This window comes from Vibrio ordalii ATCC 33509 (genome assembly GCA_000257205.1).
GTDB lineage: Bacteria > Pseudomonadota > Gammaproteobacteria > Enterobacterales > Vibrionaceae > Vibrio > Vibrio ordalii.
Window position 1 is genome coordinate 1 of record AEZC01000152.1, and the last position, 18,887, is coordinate 18,887.

At 45.3% G+C, this 18,887-nt stretch carries 13 protein-coding genes and 1 pseudogene; 4 read left to right on the forward strand and 10 right to left on the reverse strand.

Annotation, left to right across the window (positions count from 1 at the left end; genetic code table 11):
* Nucleotides 1-158: 158 nt before the first annotated feature.
* The 6 genes and pseudogenes from add to glnA all read right to left on the reverse strand — a co-directional run bounded on the left by add (nucleotide 159) and on the right by glnA (nucleotide 8,673).
* Nucleotides 159-1,163, reverse strand: a pseudogene (gene add, locus VOR_RS17895) (adenosine deaminase).
* Between the two features lie 91 nt (nucleotides 1,164-1,254).
* Nucleotides 1,255-3,804, reverse strand: a complete 2,550-nt coding sequence (gene gepA, locus VOR_RS0110895) for a phosphodiesterase GepA (protein ID WP_010319737.1) — start codon at nucleotides 3,802-3,804, stop codon at nucleotides 1,255-1,257.
* Between the two features lie 105 nt (nucleotides 3,805-3,909).
* Entirely contained in the window at nucleotides 3,910-5,313 is a 1,404-nt protein-coding gene (glnG, locus tag VOR_RS0110900; RefSeq protein WP_010319739.1) for a nitrogen regulation protein NR(I), read from the reverse strand.
* Nucleotides 5,314-5,352: 39 nt separating this feature from the next.
* Nucleotides 5,353-6,399, reverse strand: coding sequence for a nitrogen regulation protein NR(II) (glnL, locus tag VOR_RS0110905; RefSeq protein ID WP_010319740.1), 1,047 nt, complete (start codon nucleotides 6,397-6,399; stop codon nucleotides 5,353-5,355).
* A gap of 134 nt (nucleotides 6,400-6,533) precedes the next feature.
* Nucleotides 6,534-7,091, reverse strand: coding sequence for a DUF4124 domain-containing protein (locus VOR_RS0110910; RefSeq protein WP_010319741.1), 558 nt, complete (start codon nucleotides 7,089-7,091; stop codon nucleotides 6,534-6,536).
* A gap of 172 nt (nucleotides 7,092-7,263) precedes the next feature.
* On the reverse strand, nucleotides 7,264-8,673 hold the full coding sequence (gene glnA / locus VOR_RS0110915) for a glutamate--ammonia ligase (protein WP_010319742.1): 1,410 nt from the start codon (nucleotides 8,671-8,673) through the stop codon (nucleotides 7,264-7,266).
* 500 nt (nucleotides 8,674-9,173) lie between these two features.
* Here glnA and typA point away from each other — a divergent pair, with 500 nt between their 5' ends.
* The 4 genes from typA (at nucleotide 9,174) to VOR_RS0110935 (ending at nucleotide 13,454) form a co-directional block, all read left to right on the forward strand.
* A complete protein-coding gene (gene typA, locus VOR_RS0110920) occupies nucleotides 9,174-10,997 on the forward strand; it encodes a translational GTPase TypA (RefSeq protein ID WP_010319743.1) in 1,824 nt (607 codons plus the stop codon).
* A gap of 133 nt (nucleotides 10,998-11,130) precedes the next feature.
* Nucleotides 11,131-12,045, forward strand: a complete 915-nt coding sequence (locus VOR_RS0110925) for a virulence factor BrkB family protein (RefSeq protein ID WP_010319744.1) — start codon at nucleotides 11,131-11,133, stop codon at nucleotides 12,043-12,045.
* Entirely contained in the window at nucleotides 12,017-12,451 is a 435-nt protein-coding gene (gene dtd, locus VOR_RS0110930) for a D-aminoacyl-tRNA deacylase (protein ID WP_010319745.1), read from the forward strand. The genes VOR_RS0110925 and dtd overlap by 29 nt, the downstream gene beginning before the upstream one ends.
* A 70-nt stretch (nucleotides 12,452-12,521) precedes the next feature.
* A complete protein-coding gene (locus VOR_RS0110935) occupies nucleotides 12,522-13,454 on the forward strand; it encodes a bifunctional GNAT family N-acetyltransferase/hotdog fold thioesterase (RefSeq protein WP_010319746.1) in 933 nt (310 codons plus the stop codon).
* On the opposite strand, the gene VOR_RS0110940 is transcribed toward VOR_RS0110935, so the two are convergent.
* The 4 genes from VOR_RS0110940 to hslR form a co-directional block, all read right to left on the reverse strand.
* Complete coding sequence (locus tag VOR_RS0110940) at nucleotides 13,415-15,343, reverse strand: AsmA family protein (RefSeq protein ID WP_010319747.1); 1,929 nt, start codon at nucleotides 15,341-15,343, stop codon at nucleotides 13,415-13,417. The genes VOR_RS0110935 and VOR_RS0110940 overlap by 40 nt on opposite strands.
* Nucleotides 15,344-15,450: 107 nt before the next feature.
* Complete coding sequence (gene pckA / locus VOR_RS0110945) at nucleotides 15,451-17,079, reverse strand: phosphoenolpyruvate carboxykinase (ATP) (RefSeq protein ID WP_010319748.1); 1,629 nt, start codon at nucleotides 17,077-17,079, stop codon at nucleotides 15,451-15,453.
* A gap of 336 nt (nucleotides 17,080-17,415) precedes the next feature.
* A complete protein-coding gene (hslO, locus tag VOR_RS0110955) occupies nucleotides 17,416-18,291 on the reverse strand; it encodes an Hsp33 family molecular chaperone HslO (RefSeq protein WP_010319749.1) in 876 nt (291 codons plus the stop codon).
* A gap of 31 nt (nucleotides 18,292-18,322) precedes the next feature.
* Entirely contained in the window at nucleotides 18,323-18,709 is a 387-nt protein-coding gene (gene hslR / locus VOR_RS0110960) for a ribosome-associated heat shock protein Hsp15 (RefSeq protein WP_010319750.1), read from the reverse strand.
* Nucleotides 18,710-18,887 lie beyond the last annotated feature (178 nt).

Below are 18,887 nucleotides of genomic sequence, written 5' to 3' on the forward strand. Positions count from 1 at the left end.
CGTTTGAGCAAAATAGCATTTTATTTTTATCACTCTCAGGACAGTCGTGTGGTAGCTACACTTTGTTCAATCTATTCTTATTCTTTTCGGTCTCTATGTCTTAGGTATAAAAAAGCCGATGTATTAAACATCGGCTAGAGAGACATGGTTCAGGAGATTTAGCTACGCAAAGCGGCTTTAGCTAAGAGTGCTTTTTTATCTGAGTCTGAAAGAAAGGCTAATTCTAATCCGTTAATTTGCGCTTGTCTGATCTGTTCTTGAGAAAGGCCTGCTTGAGGTGCTGCAACTTCATATTCATATGGAAGTTCAATGCCTTCAACCGCTGGGTCATCAGTATTTAGACAAGCAAGTATCCCGTGCTCTAAAAACTGTGTTATAGGATGATGAGCAAGAGAGTTTACTGTGCTTGTTTGGAAGTTTGACGTTAGGCAAGACTCAATGCCAATACGATGTTTGGCAAGATAATCCATTAGCTTAGAGTCATGGACGGCTTTTACTCCGTGTCCAATACGTTCTGCACCTAGCTCTTTAATTGCCTGCCACATACTCTATGAGCCTGCAGCTTCGCCAGCGTGTACTGTAACTCTTAGCCCTGCATCTCGTACTTGTTTAAAGTGAGAAATAAATCGCTCGCCCGGCTGCCCAAGTTCATCGCCCGCCAAGTCGACTGCAACAATGTGCTGCTTTTGTGTCAAAATGGCGTCTAGCTCCTGCTGACAAGCATCGGTGCCAAAAGTGCGGCTCATAATCCCTATTAGGTTGGCCTGAATACCAAAGTCTCGAACGCCCGCTTGTACCCCATCAATTACCGCTTCAACAACGCCAGCGATAGGTAGTTGATGTTTCATCGCCATATAGTAAGGAGAGAATCTCAGCTCGGCATAATCAATTTGAGCATTTAAGGCATCTTCGACATTTTCGTAGGCGACTCTTCGGCAAGCATCGAGATCACCCAATACGGCAACTCCCCAATCAAGTTTTGATAAAAAGGCGACCAATGATGGTTCTGCTTCGACGATTTGTACATGAGGTGTGAGTTCTTCTATGTTGCCAGCTGGCAGCGCTACACCAAATCGTTGCCCTAGTTCTAAGATAGTTTTGGTTCGAATGTTGCCGTCAAGATGGCGATGAAAATCAGTAAGCGGTAGATTTTTAGTTATCATTATGTTTTTCCGAAAGTGTGTATGGCATCAAGTATAAAAATCAATGTGGCCAGTGTCAGCTAGCAAAGAGTATTAAATCACCCAATTCTGTTTATTTGGCTTTTATGTTTACCATATCTGTTGACCATTCGTTAAAAGGGATGGCTTTACTAAACAGAAAGCCTTGCCCCTGAGTGCAGTTAAGCATGGTTAGGAGATGGACTTGCTCTTTGGTTTCAATACCTTCTGCTACAATTTCGACATTAAACCCACGAGTCATGTTGATGATTGCCGCAACGACTGAGCTACTGAGATTTGTCTGTTCGAGCTGCGATACAAACGCCATGTCTATTTTTAGACAATCGAATGGAAGTTGATGTAAATAAGAAAGGGAGCTGTATCCGGTACCAAAATCATCTATCGCGATATGGATGCCCAGCTCTTTGAGTTTGTTCATGTTTGCTAAAATAACTGGGTCGTTATCAACAATTCTTGATTCTGTGATCTCTAAAGCGAGATTATTGGGTTCAAGCCCCGTTCTTTCCAAAGTCGCTTTGAGTTCATGAACAAACTGAGGTTGAGATAGCTGGTTCACTGAGAGGTTGACGTGCATTTTAAACGTCGATCCCCATTTACCCATCTTGATGCCTTGCATCGTGTCGAAACACGCTTGATACAAGATTTGCTCACCAATCAGGCCAATAAAGCCGCTTTCTTCCGCGATAGGAATGAATGCCAAGGGGGGAATGATATCACCGCTTGGTGTTACCCAACGCGCCAAAGCTTCTGCTCCTATGATATTTCCCGTTGATAAATCTACAATCGGTTGATAATACGGAACATACTCTTGGTTCTCAATGGCAAGCTTAATTTGAGTGAGCATTTGCGTGCGCTTACGAGAAACATCGTCCATTTCTGGAGAGTAATAGCAGATTCTTGAACGATCTTGTTTGGCGTGGCTGAGCGCGATGCTACCATGACGTAACCATAGCGTCATAGTATTGAGTGTGTCACTAGGGAGTACTATGCCAATAGAGGCATTGACGACCACTTTTTCATTGTGCATCGAAAATGGAACGGCAAACATTTGTAATATACTGTTAGCCGCGGATTGGGCTTCATTCTTTTGCTGTAAAGAGGGGATGTAAATAGCGAATTCATCACCACCTGTACGGGCAATACATGAGGTGCTTGCAAATAGTGTGCGTAATTTTTCAGCAATAATTTGTAATAGTAGGTCACCTTGCTGATGCCCCAAGCTGTCATTAATATCTCTGAATTTATCGATGCCGATAAGCAGTAGGCTGCCATTCAGTTGATTTAATTGACTAGAGTTATCAATTAAACCTTCACGGCTATAGAGCTTGGTTAGGGAATCGTAGATCAATTGGGAATGCAGTGCTTTAAATGAGGCTTTTAGGTTATTGGCCATTTCATTGAATGAATAAACCAGCAAACTCGTCTCATAAATATTGCCAGCTTTCGGCATGTTACTTTCCCAATCCACTTTTGCTAGATGCTGAGCAGCAGCAGCGGTAGCGGTAATTGGAGTGGTGATTCGATTAAAGGCAATGAGTCCTATGCCGATGCCGATAAGGCTGACAATGCAGCCAATAATCCAACTGTTTTGTTGGTTTTCTGGCAATTGACCAAGTAGATCGGTTTCTGAAATCGAGATGCCAATAAACCACTCGATACCATGTTTATCTTTAAAGGAAGTGAGATGATTAAAATAGCGGGTGCCATCAACTACCGTTTCGAATTTGTTGAGTGTTGCTGACAGCATTGTTTCATGGCTATCAATATAATGTGCACTGGCTTGGATTACTGGGTTGGCATTTTCGATGGCCAGTAGTCGTTCTCCTTTTGGTGATAGTACTGTCCCCCAAGAGACAACTGTGCTGGTATTGGAGTGAGACACCAACCTTTTTTCTGGATCAATAATATACACGTTGGCATTAGTTTTCTGTTGCAGTGAGGCCAGAAACGCATTGAACGTATCGATTTTCACATCAGTCACCAAAACACCGATGAATTTGCTCGTAGAGAAAACGGGTGCTAAAGCAGAGAGTGTGATCTCTTGGCGTTCATCAACATTAGTGTAGATTGGCGACCAACTTGGGCTTAAACTTTGTGCAACTGGAGTATACCAGGGGCGAGTTCTTGGATCATAATCGGCAATGGTGGAGCGAATATCTTGATTGATGGTTTTCCCTGAGTAGATCACCAAGTTTTGCTGAGTTCGATTATCTTTCACCATTAAGGTAAAACTATCGCCAATCTCTTTGCGAAAGCCCACGTACTCTCCCTGAGCGCCACCAAATCCGATCACATCAATTTGTTCTAGCGATCGGTAAAGCGTCTCAAAACTGGTAAGTAGGTATCCTTCTATCTTACTGACATCACCCGCGGAATAGAACTGACTAAAGCCAATGGTATGACTTAAGGCGAGGCTGGCTTGAAAGGGTTCATCGAGAAAACTGATCAGTCGCTGCTCTACATTGGCATTTAATGATGAAAGCTGTTTGCTGATAATGTCATCAACCATCTCTTCATAACTGTATTTTTGTACACCCACAATCACTCCAATCGTTATGAGGAAAATCATAACAAATGGTAGAACAACGGCTGTTTTCAACGTTATTTGATTCGTAAATGACATGTCGTGTCTTCTGCATCCATACAAATTATCGGTAAAACACGCAAGGTGGTGGGTGATTGCATTGTGCCAGAAAGTGAATCACTACACCTGATCATTAAAAAATTATCAGTAAAGTTCTTTTAACTTCCTTGTCAACGTATTGCGCCCCCACCCAAGCACCTTAGCTGCGTCTTGTTTGTGACCATTGGTATGATGAAGTGCTGCTTCCAGAAGTATACGTTCAAATTCAGGAAGTGCATAAGAAAGCAGCTCTGTTTCTCCTGAAGCTAATGAAGATTTAGCCCAACTTGCGAGTTGTTGTTGCCAACTTATAGCACTATCAAAGTCACTATTTTTCTTTTCCGACAATAATTCGGAAGGAAGATCACTGGGTAGCACCTCGCTGCCACTGGCCATTACCGTCAACCAACGGCACATATTTTCAAGTTGTCGTACGTTTCCCGGCCATTCAAGACGATTCAAAATTTCAATGCTCTTAGGATGTAGTGTTTTCATTTCTACGCCTAATTCTTTTGCTGCAGAGGCGAGAAAGTGCTTGGTCAGTTTTTCTATATCTTGGCTTCGCTCACGCAGTGCTGGGATATGAATACGAATGACATTGAGACGGTGAAAAAGGTCGTCACGAAACTTTCCTTGATGAACGAGCTTTTCTAAGTTTTGGTGAGTGGCGGCGACAATGCGGACATCCACTTTGATTGCTGAATGCCCTCCTACGCGGTAAAACTGACCATCGGCTAAAACACGCAGTAGCCGAGTTTGAATGTCGAGCGGCATATCGCCAATTTCATCTAAGAACAGGGTGCCCCCATTAGCCTGCTCAAAACGCCCTTGGCGGATACTATTTGCGCCAGTGAATGCACCTTTCTCATGGCCAAACAGTTCAGACTCGATGAGATCTTTTGGAATTGCGGCCATATTGAGTGCAATAAACGGTTTTTGGGCGCGTGGGCTATGGCGATGAAGCGCGTGAGCGACTAACTCTTTTCCGGTTCCTGATTCACCATTGATCAAGACTGAGATTGAGGAACGTGATAAACGGCCAATCGCCCGAAATACCTCTTGCATTGAAGGGGCTTCTCCAATGATTTCCGGTGTACTATCAACGCCAGTCTGTTGATTGGATTGTTCTTTGCGCTGCTCCTGACTATGCGCAATGGCACGTTCAACCAAGGTGAGGGTTTCATCGACATCAAAAGGTTTAGGCAGATACTCAAAGGCACCTTTTTGATAGGCATTCACCGCGGCATCAAGATCTGAGTGGGCAGTCATGATGATGACGGGCAACTCAGGAGATCGTGAATGAACTTGGTTTAGCAGCTCAATACCATTCATGCCCGGCATGCGAATATCGGAAACGAGCACATCGGGCGTTTCTCTTTCTAGCGCCAGTAACACACTTTCGGCATCGGAAAACGTTTCGCATTTTATGTTGGCTGATGAGAGCGTTTTTTCCATCACCCAGCGGATCGAGCTATCATCGTCCACCACCCAAACGTATCCTTTACTCATAATGTTTATTCCTTAGCAGCAAACCCAATCTGACATCAGTCAAATGGGTAAATAAATAGTAAATGTGGTTCGACCTGGCCAGCTTTCAACATCGATTTTTCCATTGTGCTGATCGATCAGGTTATGTGAGATAGAAAGCCCCAGCCCTGTACCACCTTCACGGCCGATGACCATGGGGTAAAACAGCGTGTCTTGTAATTCGATAGGAATACCTGGGCCGTTATCGCTGATTTCGATGCGTGCCACTAACTTATGGCGCTGTCCGTGAATATTGGCTTGGTGCACTGTTCTGGTGCGAAGTGTGATTTTACCATGCGGATCATGAGATAAAATCTGTGCCGCATTGCTGACGATATTCAGTAATGCCTGCTCGATTTGATCGGTATCCATCAAAATATCGGGCAAGCTGGGGTCATAATCTCGTTCAATCACCAAATGTGTGCTGGCTTCTAACTCAACCAATTGACGGACTTTTTCCAAAATTACATGGAGATTTTCAGAGCACTTCTTGCCCGGTTTTTGTGGGCCGAGTAAACGGTCAACGAGCGCGCGCAGTCGATCGGCTTGTTCAATAATAATTTGGGTGTACTCAGTGAGACTGTGATCCGGCAACATCTTTTCTAACAGTTGCGCTGCGCCGCGTAGCCCACCTAATGGATTTTTAATTTCATGCGCCAGCCCGCGAACTAAGAGTTTTGCCGCTTGCTGTTGCGCGTGCTGATTGAGCTCTTGTGTTAACCGTCGTTGTTGGCCAATTTTGCGCATTTCGACCAAAAGCATCAGCTCGCGTTGCCAAGATATAGGGCTCACGGTCACTTCCAGCATCAGTGGCTTACCATCGACCACAAACGTAACATCGCTATCAGTAATACTTTGGCCACTTTGCAACGGCTGAGAAAGCAGCGCTAAATCTAGCGAAGCGTGCTGGATGAGTTTTGACAGTGGTTGGTTGATAATTCGCTTAGCACTTTGAGAGAAGAGTTGTTCAGCCGCTGGATTGGCATAACGAATACAAAGAGACTCATCGAGCATCAAGGTAGCGGTAACGATATTATTTAAAATCGTTTGGCTTAGCTCACAATTCACATTTTCATCCTTGTCCGTGTTCCCAAATGATGCGATGCACAACTTTGGTGCATCGCATGGCTAAGTATGGCGCATCGGTGTCAGAAGAAAAAGTGAAACCTGTTGTTATATCGAGCTTATTGGCGAAGAGTTCATCACTTGATGCTGGCTCGATGTAAATGCACCGTCACAGGGTTATACGATGCAATAATCTTGCCGTTTACAACTACTTGAATTAAAAAGCGATGCGTTCCTCTGTCTAGATTTTTCAGCGTCCAAGTAGGTTGAGTGGTGGGGGCGCCATAGGCCTTGTCATTCATGACCAATTGCAACTGTTCATTGACGGTTAAGTTGCGATTGAGCTCGGCGTTGATTGAAATAACGCCCGCATTGCTGCGTAAGGTTTCATCCTCAGCCGGAGAGTGAATTGCAATGGTCAGCGGTTCCATTTTGTTGATATTGGTTGCGGATTTTTCCAGTGGCAGCTCTTTGGTGAGGTTAGTGACGGGGTGAGAGGTTTCAAAGGTTGGCTCAGGCGCATCGGCTTGAAAATCAGGAATCGAAATTTGCTTTGCTCCCTTATCTTGCGGAGTATCGCTAAGATGCAACACGCCGTTCGCATCCACCCACGTATAGACGTTTTGTGCCATTGAAATCGCGGAATAAAGCATGATGAGTGTTAGGAGTAAAGTTCGGATCAGATTCACAGTCATCCCCCTATATAGAGATGTTTTCACGTTAAGGGTATCGGCTTTTGAGTGCCGTTATTGTTGTAACGCTAATGTTACGACGTCCGGAATTAACCCCAAATATGAAAAAGGCTCACCTGCGAGGCGAGCCTAATAAATCCGTAACCTAAGTTACATTTTGTACTAAAGCTAAGAATTATACCGAGTAGTACAATTCAAATTCTAGTGGGTGAACGGCCATGTTGACGCGTTCTACATCTTTTGCTTTTAGCGTGATGTATGAGTTGATGAAATCATCAGAGAATACGCCGCCAGTGGTCAGGAATTCGCGATCTTCATCCAGTGCTTTCAGTGCCACTTCAAGTGACTCGGCTACTTTTGGAATCTCAGCGGCTTCTTCTGCTGGTAAGTCGTACAAATCTTTATCCATCGCCTCTCCTGGATGGATTTTGTTCTTGATACCATCAAGACCAGCCATAAGAAGAGCGGCAAACGCTAGGTATGGGTTCGCTGCTGGATCTGGGAAACGAGCTTCGATACGACGTGCTTTCGGGCTTGGTACCACTGGAATACGGATAGACGCAGAACGGTTACGAGCCGAGTAAGCTAGCATTACCGGTGCTTCAAACCCAGGGACAAGGCGCTTGTACGAGTTTGTTGATGGGTTAGCAAATGCGTTGATGGCACGCGCGTGCTTGATGATACCGCCAATGTAGTAAAGCGCTAAGTCAGATAGACCGCCGTACTTGTCACCAGCAAATAGGTTTACACCATCTTTTGCAAGAGATTGGTGAACGTGCATACCTGAACCGTTGTCGCCAACCAGAGGCTTAGGCATGAAGGTCGCTGTTTTACCAAAGGCGTGCGCAACGTTGTGCACCACATATTTGTAGATTTGGATCTCATCGGCTTTCGTGGTTAGTGTATTAAAGCGAGTGGCGATTTCGTTTTGACCTGCGGTCGCTACTTCATGGTGGTGAGCTTCAACGACGAGGCCCATCTCCTCCATGATCAAACACATGGCTGAACGGATGTCTTGTGATGAGTCAACCGGTGCAACAGGGAAATAACCCCCTTTCACACCAGGGCGGTGACCTTTGTTACCACCTTCAATTTCAGCGCCAGTGTTCCAAGCCGCTTCGATATCATCAATTTTGAATGAGGCACCAGACATATTGTTGGTGTATTTCACGTCATCAAAAAGGAAGAACTCTGGCTCTGGACCGACAAGAACGGTGTCTGCGATCCCTGTTGAACGCATATAATCTTCTGCGCGTTTTGCGATAGAGCGTGGGTCACGATCGTAGCCTTGCATGGTTGCAGGCTCTAGAATGTCACAACGAATGTTAAGTGTTGCGTCTTCTGTGAACGGGTCAAGAACTGCACTTGATGCATCAGGCATCATCACCATGTCAGACTCATTGATTCCTTTCCAGCCAGCAACGGATGAACCATCGAACATCTTACCTTCTTCGAAGAAGTCTGCGTCGACTTGATGAGCAGGAATAGAGATATGTTGCTCTTTGCCTTTCGTGTCGGTAAAGCGCAGGTCAACAAACTTAACTTCGTTTTCTTGGATCAGCGATAGAACGTTTTCTACTGACATCTTGGATAACCTCCAGTGTTATTAAAGCGGTAATGGCCCGAATCGAATTGAAACTAGCATTGATTAATTTCATTCTAAACTTATTAATCGATGCTGTTTCTAACAAAGCTAAATTCGTGCCAATTAAATTAGTCCTTTAATTTCAAGTGCTTTGGTTGTTTTTTGTCGAATTTCAATGCTTCTCTGCACCAAAAGGATCCTAATTTGCACTATTTTGGTGCTTTGAGTTTTATGTTGCACCATTAACTACCAAAGCGCACACTATTCAGCCTAGGTTTACTAGGCTTGTCAATGCTGATTTAGTCCATTTTGATGCAATTTGTTTTAAAGCAAGTAGCGGACTAAGCTTATAGCGAGCGAAAGTTAGCGCGATAGATCACATATTTCTAGGTTTTTCCTCAAAATCTGGTACATTATTGACCGTTTTTTTAATCAAATTCTATGCTCGTAGCGGTCTTATGCCGAGGCGAGTTACTCCCTTAATAAGTGAAGCAAAACCCATGGCTACTCCACAGATTGATAAGTTAAGAAATATCGCGATCATCGCACACGTTGACCACGGTAAAACAACGTTGGTTGATAAACTGCTGCAACAGTCAGGTACGTTAGAGTCTCGCGGTAATACGGAAGAGCGAGTCATGGACTCGAACGATATCGAGAAAGAGCGCGGTATCACCATTCTTGCAAAAAACACAGCCATTAACTGGAATGATTTCCGTATCAACATCGTAGATACTCCAGGACACGCCGACTTCGGTGGTGAAGTTGAGCGTATCATGTCAATGGTTGACTCTGTTTTGCTGATTGTTGATGCGGTTGATGGCCCAATGCCACAAACTCGCTTCGTAACACAAAAAGCCTTTGCTCACGGTTTGAAACCAATCGTTGTTATTAACAAAATTGACCGTCCTGGTGCTCGCCCTGATTGGGTTATGGATCAAGTGTTCGACCTGTTCGACAACCTTGGTGCAACAGATGAGCAGCTCGACTTTAAAGTGGTTTATGCCTCTGCACTGAACGGTTGGGCGACACTTAACGAAGGCGAAGTTGGCGAAAACATGGAACCTTTGTTCCAAGCGATCGTTGACAATGTAGAGTCACCACAAGTTGACCTTGATGGCCCACTACAAATGCAAGTTTCTCAACTTGATTACAGCTCTTACGTTGGTGTTATCGGTGTTTGTCGTGTGACTCGTGGTAGCGTAAAAGCGAACCAACAAGTAACAGTTGTCGGCGCTGATGGTAAGAAACGTAACGGTAAAGTTGGTACAGTTCTGGGTTATCTTGGCCTTGAGCGTAACGAAGTTGAACAAGCTAACGCTGGCGACATCATTGCGGTAACAGGTTTAGGTGAACTGAAAATTTCAGACACCATTTGTGACCAAAACTGTGTTGAAGCCATGGTGCCGCTATCCGTTGATGAACCAACAGTGACCATGACTTTCCAAGTCAATACCTCACCGTTTGCAGGTAAAGAAGGTAAATACGTGACTTCACGTAATATCCTTGAGCGTCTGCAAAAAGAGCTTGTTCATAACGTAGCATTGCGTGTTGAAGAAACCGACAACCCAGATCGCTTCCGCGTTTCAGGTCGTGGTGAACTTCACCTATCAATCCTGATTGAGAACATGCGTCGTGAAGGCTTTGAGCTTGCGGTTTCTCGTCCTGAAGTTATTTTGAAGGAAGAAGACGGCCAGAAAATGGAACCGTTCGAAACCGTAACGATCGATGTGATGGAAGAGAGCCAAGGCGGCGTGATGGAGAAAATCGGCCTACGTAAAGGTGAGCTGACGAATATGACTCCAGACGGCAAAGGCCGTGTGCGTCTTGATTTCATGATGCCTTCTCGCGGTTTGATTGGTTTCCAAACAGAATTCATGACCTTAACCTCAGGTTCAGGTTTGCTTTATCATACGTTTGATCATTACGGCTTACACAAAGGCGGTAACATTGGCCAACGTAACAACGGCGTGTTGATCTCTAACGCGACAGGTAAAGCGTTGACTTACGCTCTGTTCAACCTACAAGAGCGCGGTCGCCTATTTACTGAGCACGCAGATGAAGTGTACGAAGGCCAAGTGATCGGTATCCACAACCGTTCTAACGACCTAACAGTGAACTGCTTGAAAGGCAAGCAGCTGACAAACGTTCGTGCTTCTGGTACCGATGAAGCGCAAGTATTGTCACCTGCAATCAAGTTTACACTTGAGCAAGCACTTGAGTTTATTGACGACGACGAACTAGTTGAAGTGACTCCACAGAGCATTCGCATCCGTAAACGTCATTTGACTGAAAATGATCGTAAACGTGCAAGCCGTGGCTAATACCACCATGGTATAAGTTAACGAGGTAATCTAAGGGCGAGGAGTGTACTTCTCGCCTTTTGCTTATCTGCAACATAGCCAGTTTTAGGTATAGAATGGTGATTGATGATAAAAATAAGCAGGGAGAAGGCATTTGAAAATCAAAAAGCTTGGCAAACAATGTTTACTGTTTACGCGTTATTTACTCAGCCGGATGGATCATGACCGCGTCAATGTTAATGCGGGCTATTTGGCTTATATCACGTTGCTGTCGATCGTACCTATGCTTACCGTGCTGTTATCAATTCTCTCCTCATTTTCTATTTTTGCCAATGTCGGTATGGTTATTCAAGATTTTGTGATCACCCATTTTGTGCCTGCCGCAGGCGATGTAGTGCGAGAGGCGTTGCTCGAATTTATCGCGAATACAGGTAAGATGACGGCTGTAGGCGGCGCCTTTTTATTCGTTGCAGCTTTAATGCTGATTTCCAATATTGACAAGAATTTGAACTACATTTGGCGGGTTAAAAATAAACGGCGCATGGTGCTCTCTTTTTCAATGTATTGGATGGTTCTTACGCTCGGGCCAATTTTAGTCGGCGCGAGTATTGCGGCAACCTCGTATATTACCTCACTCAAGGTTATTGACAGCGAAGCACTCTCCGGTGCTTATAATTTGTTGCTGCGCTGGCTACCTTTTATTTTGTCATTCTCTGCTTTTGTCGGTTTGTACCTGCTGGTGCCGAATAAAAAAGTGCATCTTTCACACGCCTTGGTCGGGGCAATGGTGGCGGCTATTTTATTTGAGTTCAGTAAAAAAGGGTTTGCTGCTTATATTACTCAGTTTCCCTCCTATCAACTGATTTACGGCGCACTGGCGGCGATCCCTATCCTGTTTGTGTGGGTCTACTTATGCTGGATGATTGTGCTCGTTGGGGCGGAGGTGACGGCGACTTTAGGTGAAAAAGAGCACTGGAGCAATGAGCAAGAAATGCTAAACTCATTGCCTATCTCCGAGCAAATGATAAAGGGAAATCAGAGTGATAGCGTTGATCCAGAGAGTGAGTGAAGCGGCGGTACGTGTTGATGGGGAAGTGGTTGGCGAAATCAATCAAGGCTTACTGGTGCTACTTGGGGTCGAAAGAGATGATGATGAGGCAAAGGCCAAACGTCTAGTCGAACGTGTGACTCAGTACCGCGTGTTTGAAGATGAAGAGGGAAAAATGAACTTGAACGTGCAACAAGTGAACGGTCAGGTTTTAGTGGTGTCTCAATTTACATTGCCAGCCGATACCAAAAAGGGGACGCGTGCCGGATTTTCAAAAGGTGCACACCCTGCTGATGCTGAGCGTCTGTATGATTACTTTTCGGATTTGTGTGAGCACCTTTTGCCAACTCAGCGTGGCCGTTTTGCACAAGATATGAAAGTCTCGCTGATTAATGACGGCCCAGTGACATTCTGGCTTCAGGTTTAATAAAGAAATGGATAGAGCCTCCTTCGTTGGGATCTCGCGGAGTATGAGGCTGTGATTTAGGGATAACCAAATGTTTAAACTGATTACGCCAAGTACCGACAACCAATTGAATAAATACTACCATTTTCGCTGGCAAATGCTGCGTGAGCCATGGCATCTACCGATCGGCTCGGAGCGCGATGAGTACGATGGCATGAGCCATCACAGGATGATTGTCGATGGTCGTAACCGACCGATTGCCATTGGTCGTTTGTACATTACGCCAGATTGCGAAGGACAAATTCGCTATATGGCGGTCAAAAGTAGCCGTCGTAATAAGGGTATGGGCTCTTTGGTGCTGGTGGCGCTAGAGTCGCTAGCTCGTCAAGAAGGGGCAAAGCGCCTAGTGTGTAGCGCCCGTGAAGATGCGATTGCATTTTATGAAAAGAACGGCTTTGAACGCCGGGGCTCGCTCAATGATGAACGTGGTCCGGTTCGACATCAACAAATGGTCAAGCCGCTTGATCCCATGGCCAATGTGATTCGCAAACCTGAATGGTGTACTGAACTGCAAGAACGCTGGGCAACTCACATTCCTATCAGCGAAAAAATGGGCATTAAGGTGACTCAATATACGGGCTACCAATTTGAGTGCAGCGCTCAGCTTAACCCTAATTTGAACCCACACAACACCTTATTTGCAGGCTCGGCATTTACCCTCGCTACCTTAACCGGATGGGGAATGGCGTGGCTATTGATGCGTGAGCGAAGCCTGAATGGCGATATTGTTTTGGTTGATAGCCGTATCCGTTATCGTCAACCTGTGATACATAACCCTTTAGCCTTCACTTCATTGGATGGCATCAGTGGAGATTTAGATCGCTTAGCCAGTGGACGCAAAGCGCGCATCGTCGTTAATGTTACTATCACTAGTGGTGGCCAACCTGCGGTCGAATTTACGGGCACCTATATGTTGATCCCCAATTACAAGGCATTATTAGCCGCCGCATCATGGTCTGAGTAAGTGTCGGCATCGCATGAATAGGCTGTGCGCTGCGTATCATGAAGCAGCTCAAAGTGCATTTTACGACACTTTTGTTGAAGGTTGAGGTTAATTTCCCCTTGACCAAATTCGACTAAATCCACGTGACCATCAAGGTTTGCCTTGAGCGTCTTTCCAACCAGCGGCGTCGTATTTATTACAATCCGACCTCTGTCTGAGCGAATAGCTAAACCTTCGAGCGTAAACGGCTCATGGCTGAGGTTCTGCTCAGGATCGCTTAGCGTCAATACGCCTTGTCGAATATTAAGCGTTGCTTCGCCAGCGAGGGAGTGGGCGAAGGTGGCGTAGTCTCCGGCGAGACCGTTGAACTGCGCTTCTAATTCACTGATCCCCTCTATGCTAAAGGGAAGCTGAGTGACTTTATTGAGCACTGTTAATGGTAGCCCATCGGCATGAATGTTGGCCTGCCAAGGCTGACTTAACGTTTGGAAATCCCAACGTGCAGTGGCATCGATATAGCCGCTTTCTAAAGGCATGAATAAACGATCTAGGTACCATTGGCCTTGCTCGCTACGCATCTCAACCACACTTTGTGTGCTCAACAGTGAATCATAGCTGGCACTGTTTGCACTGATGTTCAGCGCACCTCGCCACAGTCCTAAATGTCCCTCTTTCACAAGAGTCAGATGTTGGCCTTTGGCGTAGACACCAGATAATTGCCAATAAGGTGGCACAACTAATTGAATGAGTTGGCTATTAGCGATGGTGAGTTGCTCTATGATGAGGTTATCAACCCACGGCCAATGCTGGCTCAGCGAAGTAAAATCATCCTTATTCTCGCTTACCCATTTTACGCCACGAATAGTGAGCTGTTGCAGTGATGCTGAGGTCGGGGTAATAGCTCCTGACCATTGAATATCACCTTGTTTAAATTCACTACTGAAATCCTCAACAATGAGTACTTCCGGCTCGGCACGCAGACTAAAAATAGGCTCAATCCATTGTTGACCTAGCCAAGTTGCATCGTCGGCTCGTAGCGAGAGTTTGCCTTGTTGCTGCTGCCAAATATTGGCGTGTGGATAAATGTTCTCCAGCGAAATGTCGACGTTACGCAAGCTGATGTCCGCAAGCTCGATCTGACTGTTCAAAACATCTAAGCTATTGATATGGTTTATTTTGTCAAAGATCTGAAACCAACCCGATTGGCGTAAGGAGTGCCTCATCTCTCGGCTAAGATTGAGTTTTTCCAGTGTCACATTGATCAGCGACCAACCTTGAGGATACTGCTCGGCTTGACCCGAAATGGCCGATCCGCGCCATGATAACGAGAGCCCATAGACGGTGCTGTTTTCAGGTTTGTAATCCATATCGAGCAGTAGATTATTTAGCGCCTCTCCTTGCCAATACCATTGTTCGACAGAGAGTTGTATCTCGCCGAAAGGTAGGCCCGTTGAGTCATCCAACCAATATGGATTTTTAATCTGCAGGTTAACGCCACGCGCGACCCAGCCTTGTTGAGCGATGTCGGCGTGATTGAGCGCGATTTGGCTAACCGAAATGGGCCATGATCGCAAATCGGTAGGAAGGCCATTTTGTAGGTTGATACCACGGAGAAGGATACTATCAACGGCGATTTTTTGGTCGCGAATGAGCTGTGGGCTGAGCCAAATATCGGCTTGCTCTATCGGTATGTACTGCTTATTTTGCCGCAGCGTTAGTTGGTTGAACTGAAAATGCAAAGGATACTGATATTGAAGAGATTGAAACCTCACGTTTCCTTTTGAAAGCCGTTCAACGAGAGTTTGAGCAACAGGAGTAGCATAAGAGGTATGTAGCAGCGCAAACATACCCAGCATGAAAGTGAGAAATAGCGCAATGATCGCAATCAGCAATGCCAAAGCCTTGTTCATGGTGTCCCTACTCGTGAATTGTTATCTGTGACAGAGTGAAACAAATTGCCTCATGCAGCAACAAAAAAAGCCCCTTTTAAAAGGGGCTTGGTAGTGACTTATCAGTTTTAGTCGAGTTGTGGACCTGCGGCCACTAATGCTTGACCTTCTGCGTTATCAGTATACTTGGCAAAGTTATTGATAAAGCGCGAGGCGAGATCTTCGGCTTTGCTTGTCCATTGTAGAGGATCGACGTAAGTATCGCGCGGGTCGAGGATTGCAGGATTCACATCGTGTAGTGAGGTTGGTACTTCAAGATTGAAGATTGGAATATGTTTGGTTGCTGCCTTCTCAATAGAGCCATCCAAGATAGCGTCAATGATGGCGCGGGTATCTTGGATCGAGATGCGTTTACCGCTACCGTTCCAACCTGTATTAACTAAGTAAGCTTCGGCGCCCACAGCTTCCATACGTTTTACTAGCACTTCGGCATATTGTGTTGGGTGGAGCGTTAAAAACGCTGCACCAAAACAGGCTGAGAAGGTTGGTGTTGGTTCGGTGATGCCACGTTCAGTACCCGCTAGTTTTGCCGTAAAGCCAGACAAGAAGTGATACTTGGTCTGTTCTGGAGTCAATTTAGAGACTGGTGGTAGCACACCAAATGCATCAGCGGATAAGAAGATCACTTTATTGGCGTGACCACCTTTCGATACGGGCTTAACGATGTTCTCGATGTGGTAGATAGGATAAGAAACACGAGTGTTTTCGGTTTTAGAACCATCATCAAAATCAATCGAACCATCACGACGCACTGTGACGTTTTCCAGTAGTGCATCACGGCGGATCGCGTTATAGATGTCAGGCTCAGCTTCTTTGGATAGCTTGATGGTTTTCGCGTAGCAACCCCCTTCAAAGTTAAACACGCCATCATCATCCCAGCCGTGCTCATCGTCGCCGATTAATGCGCGTTTAGGATCAGTAGAGAGTGTGGTTTTTCCTGTACCAGACAGGCCAAAGAAAATCGCCACATCGCCCGCTGTACCCATGTTGGCTGAGCAGTGCATTGAAGCAATACCTTGCAGTGGAAGGAAATAGTTCATCATTGCGAACATTCCCTTCTTCATCTCACCGCCGTACCAAGTGCCGCCGATCAACTGCATCTTTTCCGTTAAGTTAAACACGGTGAAGTTTTCTGAGTTCAGGCCTTGCTCTTGCCATTTGTCATTGGTGCATTTGGCACCATTCATGACCACAAAATCAGGTTCGAAGTTGGCTAGCTCTTCTTCTGTTGGGCGAATGAACATGTTTTTGACAAAGTGCGCTTGCCACGCCACTTCAGTAATGAAGCGCACGCAAAGGCGCGTATCTGCGTTAGCACCACAGTAACCGTCAAGAACGAATAGACGCTTACCTGAGAGTTGACGACCAACCAATGTTTTCAGATCATTCCACACTTGTTGGTTAATCGGTTTGTTATCGTTTTTCGCTTGTTCAGATGTCCACCACAGAGTGTCGCGTGTGGTGTCATCTTTGACAATGAATTTATCTTTTGGTGAGCGGCCAGTAAAAATGCCAGTATCCACGGCTACAGCGCCAAGTTCAGTGACGATGCCTTTTTCGTAGCCTTCAAGGTCTGAGCGAGTTTCTTCGGCAAATAACAGCTCATAGCTTGGGTTACGAACCACTTCTGCTACGTTGGTTATTCCGTATTTGGTCAGGTCTAGTTGTGCAGCCTTTGTATGTTCCATGACGGTCATAGGTGCTCCTTGTAAGAGATTTTGTAGGGATTTTGTAATAATTTTTGTAATTGTTATCTGCTCACCATGCTAGCAACGGGTGGGTGATAAAACAGGGACGCAGCTCAAAAATCGCCCATGATACTCCTGTGGTTTTAGGTGTCCCGTCACATATTGGCGTAACTATTTTATCGCGTACGCAAACCTTTGCGCTAGATCAATAAGATTAATACTTTTAAAAAAATAAGTACGACATTCTGTTTGCTTTAGGCTTGATTTTACTAGGTTTTGATCACAAAAAAGCCAGCATAAAGCTGGCTCTGATACGTTTTTTGCGTGCTTGTTAATTCATGCAAATTAATGAATTGTGTCACTTCCTGAGGAGGCTTGTGCGTAGAGTGTTGCGATTTCAGCTTCTTCAAATGAGTAGTTGGTACCACAGTAATCACAATGTAAAGAAACGGATCCTTCAGACGATAAAATGTCGTAAATTTCCTCTTTGCCTATTGTGATGATGGCCGCCCCACTGCGTTCACGTGAACAACCACAATGAAATTCGACGGGTTGTGGGGTGAACAACTGAACTTTCTCTTGGTTATACAGGCGATACAACAGATCGGTGGCTTCTAAGGTGAACAGCTCTTCATTTTTTACGGTGTTAGTTAACTGCTCTAAGTGCTCAAAATCATCGGGCGTACCCGTTCCATCTGGAATGGTTTGCAACAACATACCAGCGGCACAGGCTTTTCCATCTTGCTTACCAATGCGTATCCAAAGGCGTGTTTTCAACTGTTCAGAGCGGATGAAGTAACCTTCCAGCACTTCCACTAAGTTATCACCCTCTAAACCGACCACACCTTGGTAGCGCTCGCCTTTTTTGGGCTCGATAGTGATAACTAAATGGCCTTTACCCATCAAAGTGTGTAGGTCGGCATCATCGGCAATATCGCCTTTCCAGCGTGCGACACCACGCACTTTCTGTTCATTATCGCCATTGATAACGACTAAGGAAACTGGGCCATTGCCTTGCAGTTGCATGGTAATTGAGCCTTCAAACTTTAGCGTTGCGGTTAGCAAGGTCGTTGCGACGAGCAGTTCGCCCAAAAGTTTTTGTACTGGGGCTGGATATTCCTGGCTCGAAAGGATGTGTTGATACGCGTCGTCTAACTGTACCAACTCGCCACGTACAGATAGATCTTCAAATAAGTAGCGATTTAAAATGTTATTTGCCATTTAGCTATTTCCTCGGAACATGGTCCAGCTTTTATTGATGTTTGAATTTAATGATGTCACGACGCTCTTTTTTGTCTGGTCTGCGTTCGGGGCTTGGATTGTGTGCGTTGAGCTTACGTTGCTCGGCATGATGGGCACGTTTGGCGATGCTTGCTGCGGTTTCCGAATATAGGGTTTGTGCTTCTGGAGCGCTGCGCCTTTGCCCTAACAGATTGATCACAGTGACGATTTTCTCTTCTTGGCCTTGGCGCAAGGTAATCGTTGCCCCAAGCTCGACGATTTTGCTTGGTTTGGTGCGTTGGCCATTATAATGGACTTTACCACCATCGACCATACTGCGGGCGATCGAGCGCGTTTTATAAAATCGTGCTGCCCATAGCCATTTATCTAATCTTATTTGCTCTGTCGCAAAACTCATACTACAAATGTGCCTCAAAGGGAGTTAGTCTTGTACGTTTTATGGCCTTTACAATGGTGTTTTGGTTCCAGATTTTCAAGCTACCCGACAAAATAATGTCAGTAAAAAGGACGATAATGTCTCTTATGATATATTAATGTGTTTTTATAGCGCCATCTTATATATTCGTTCTATACCC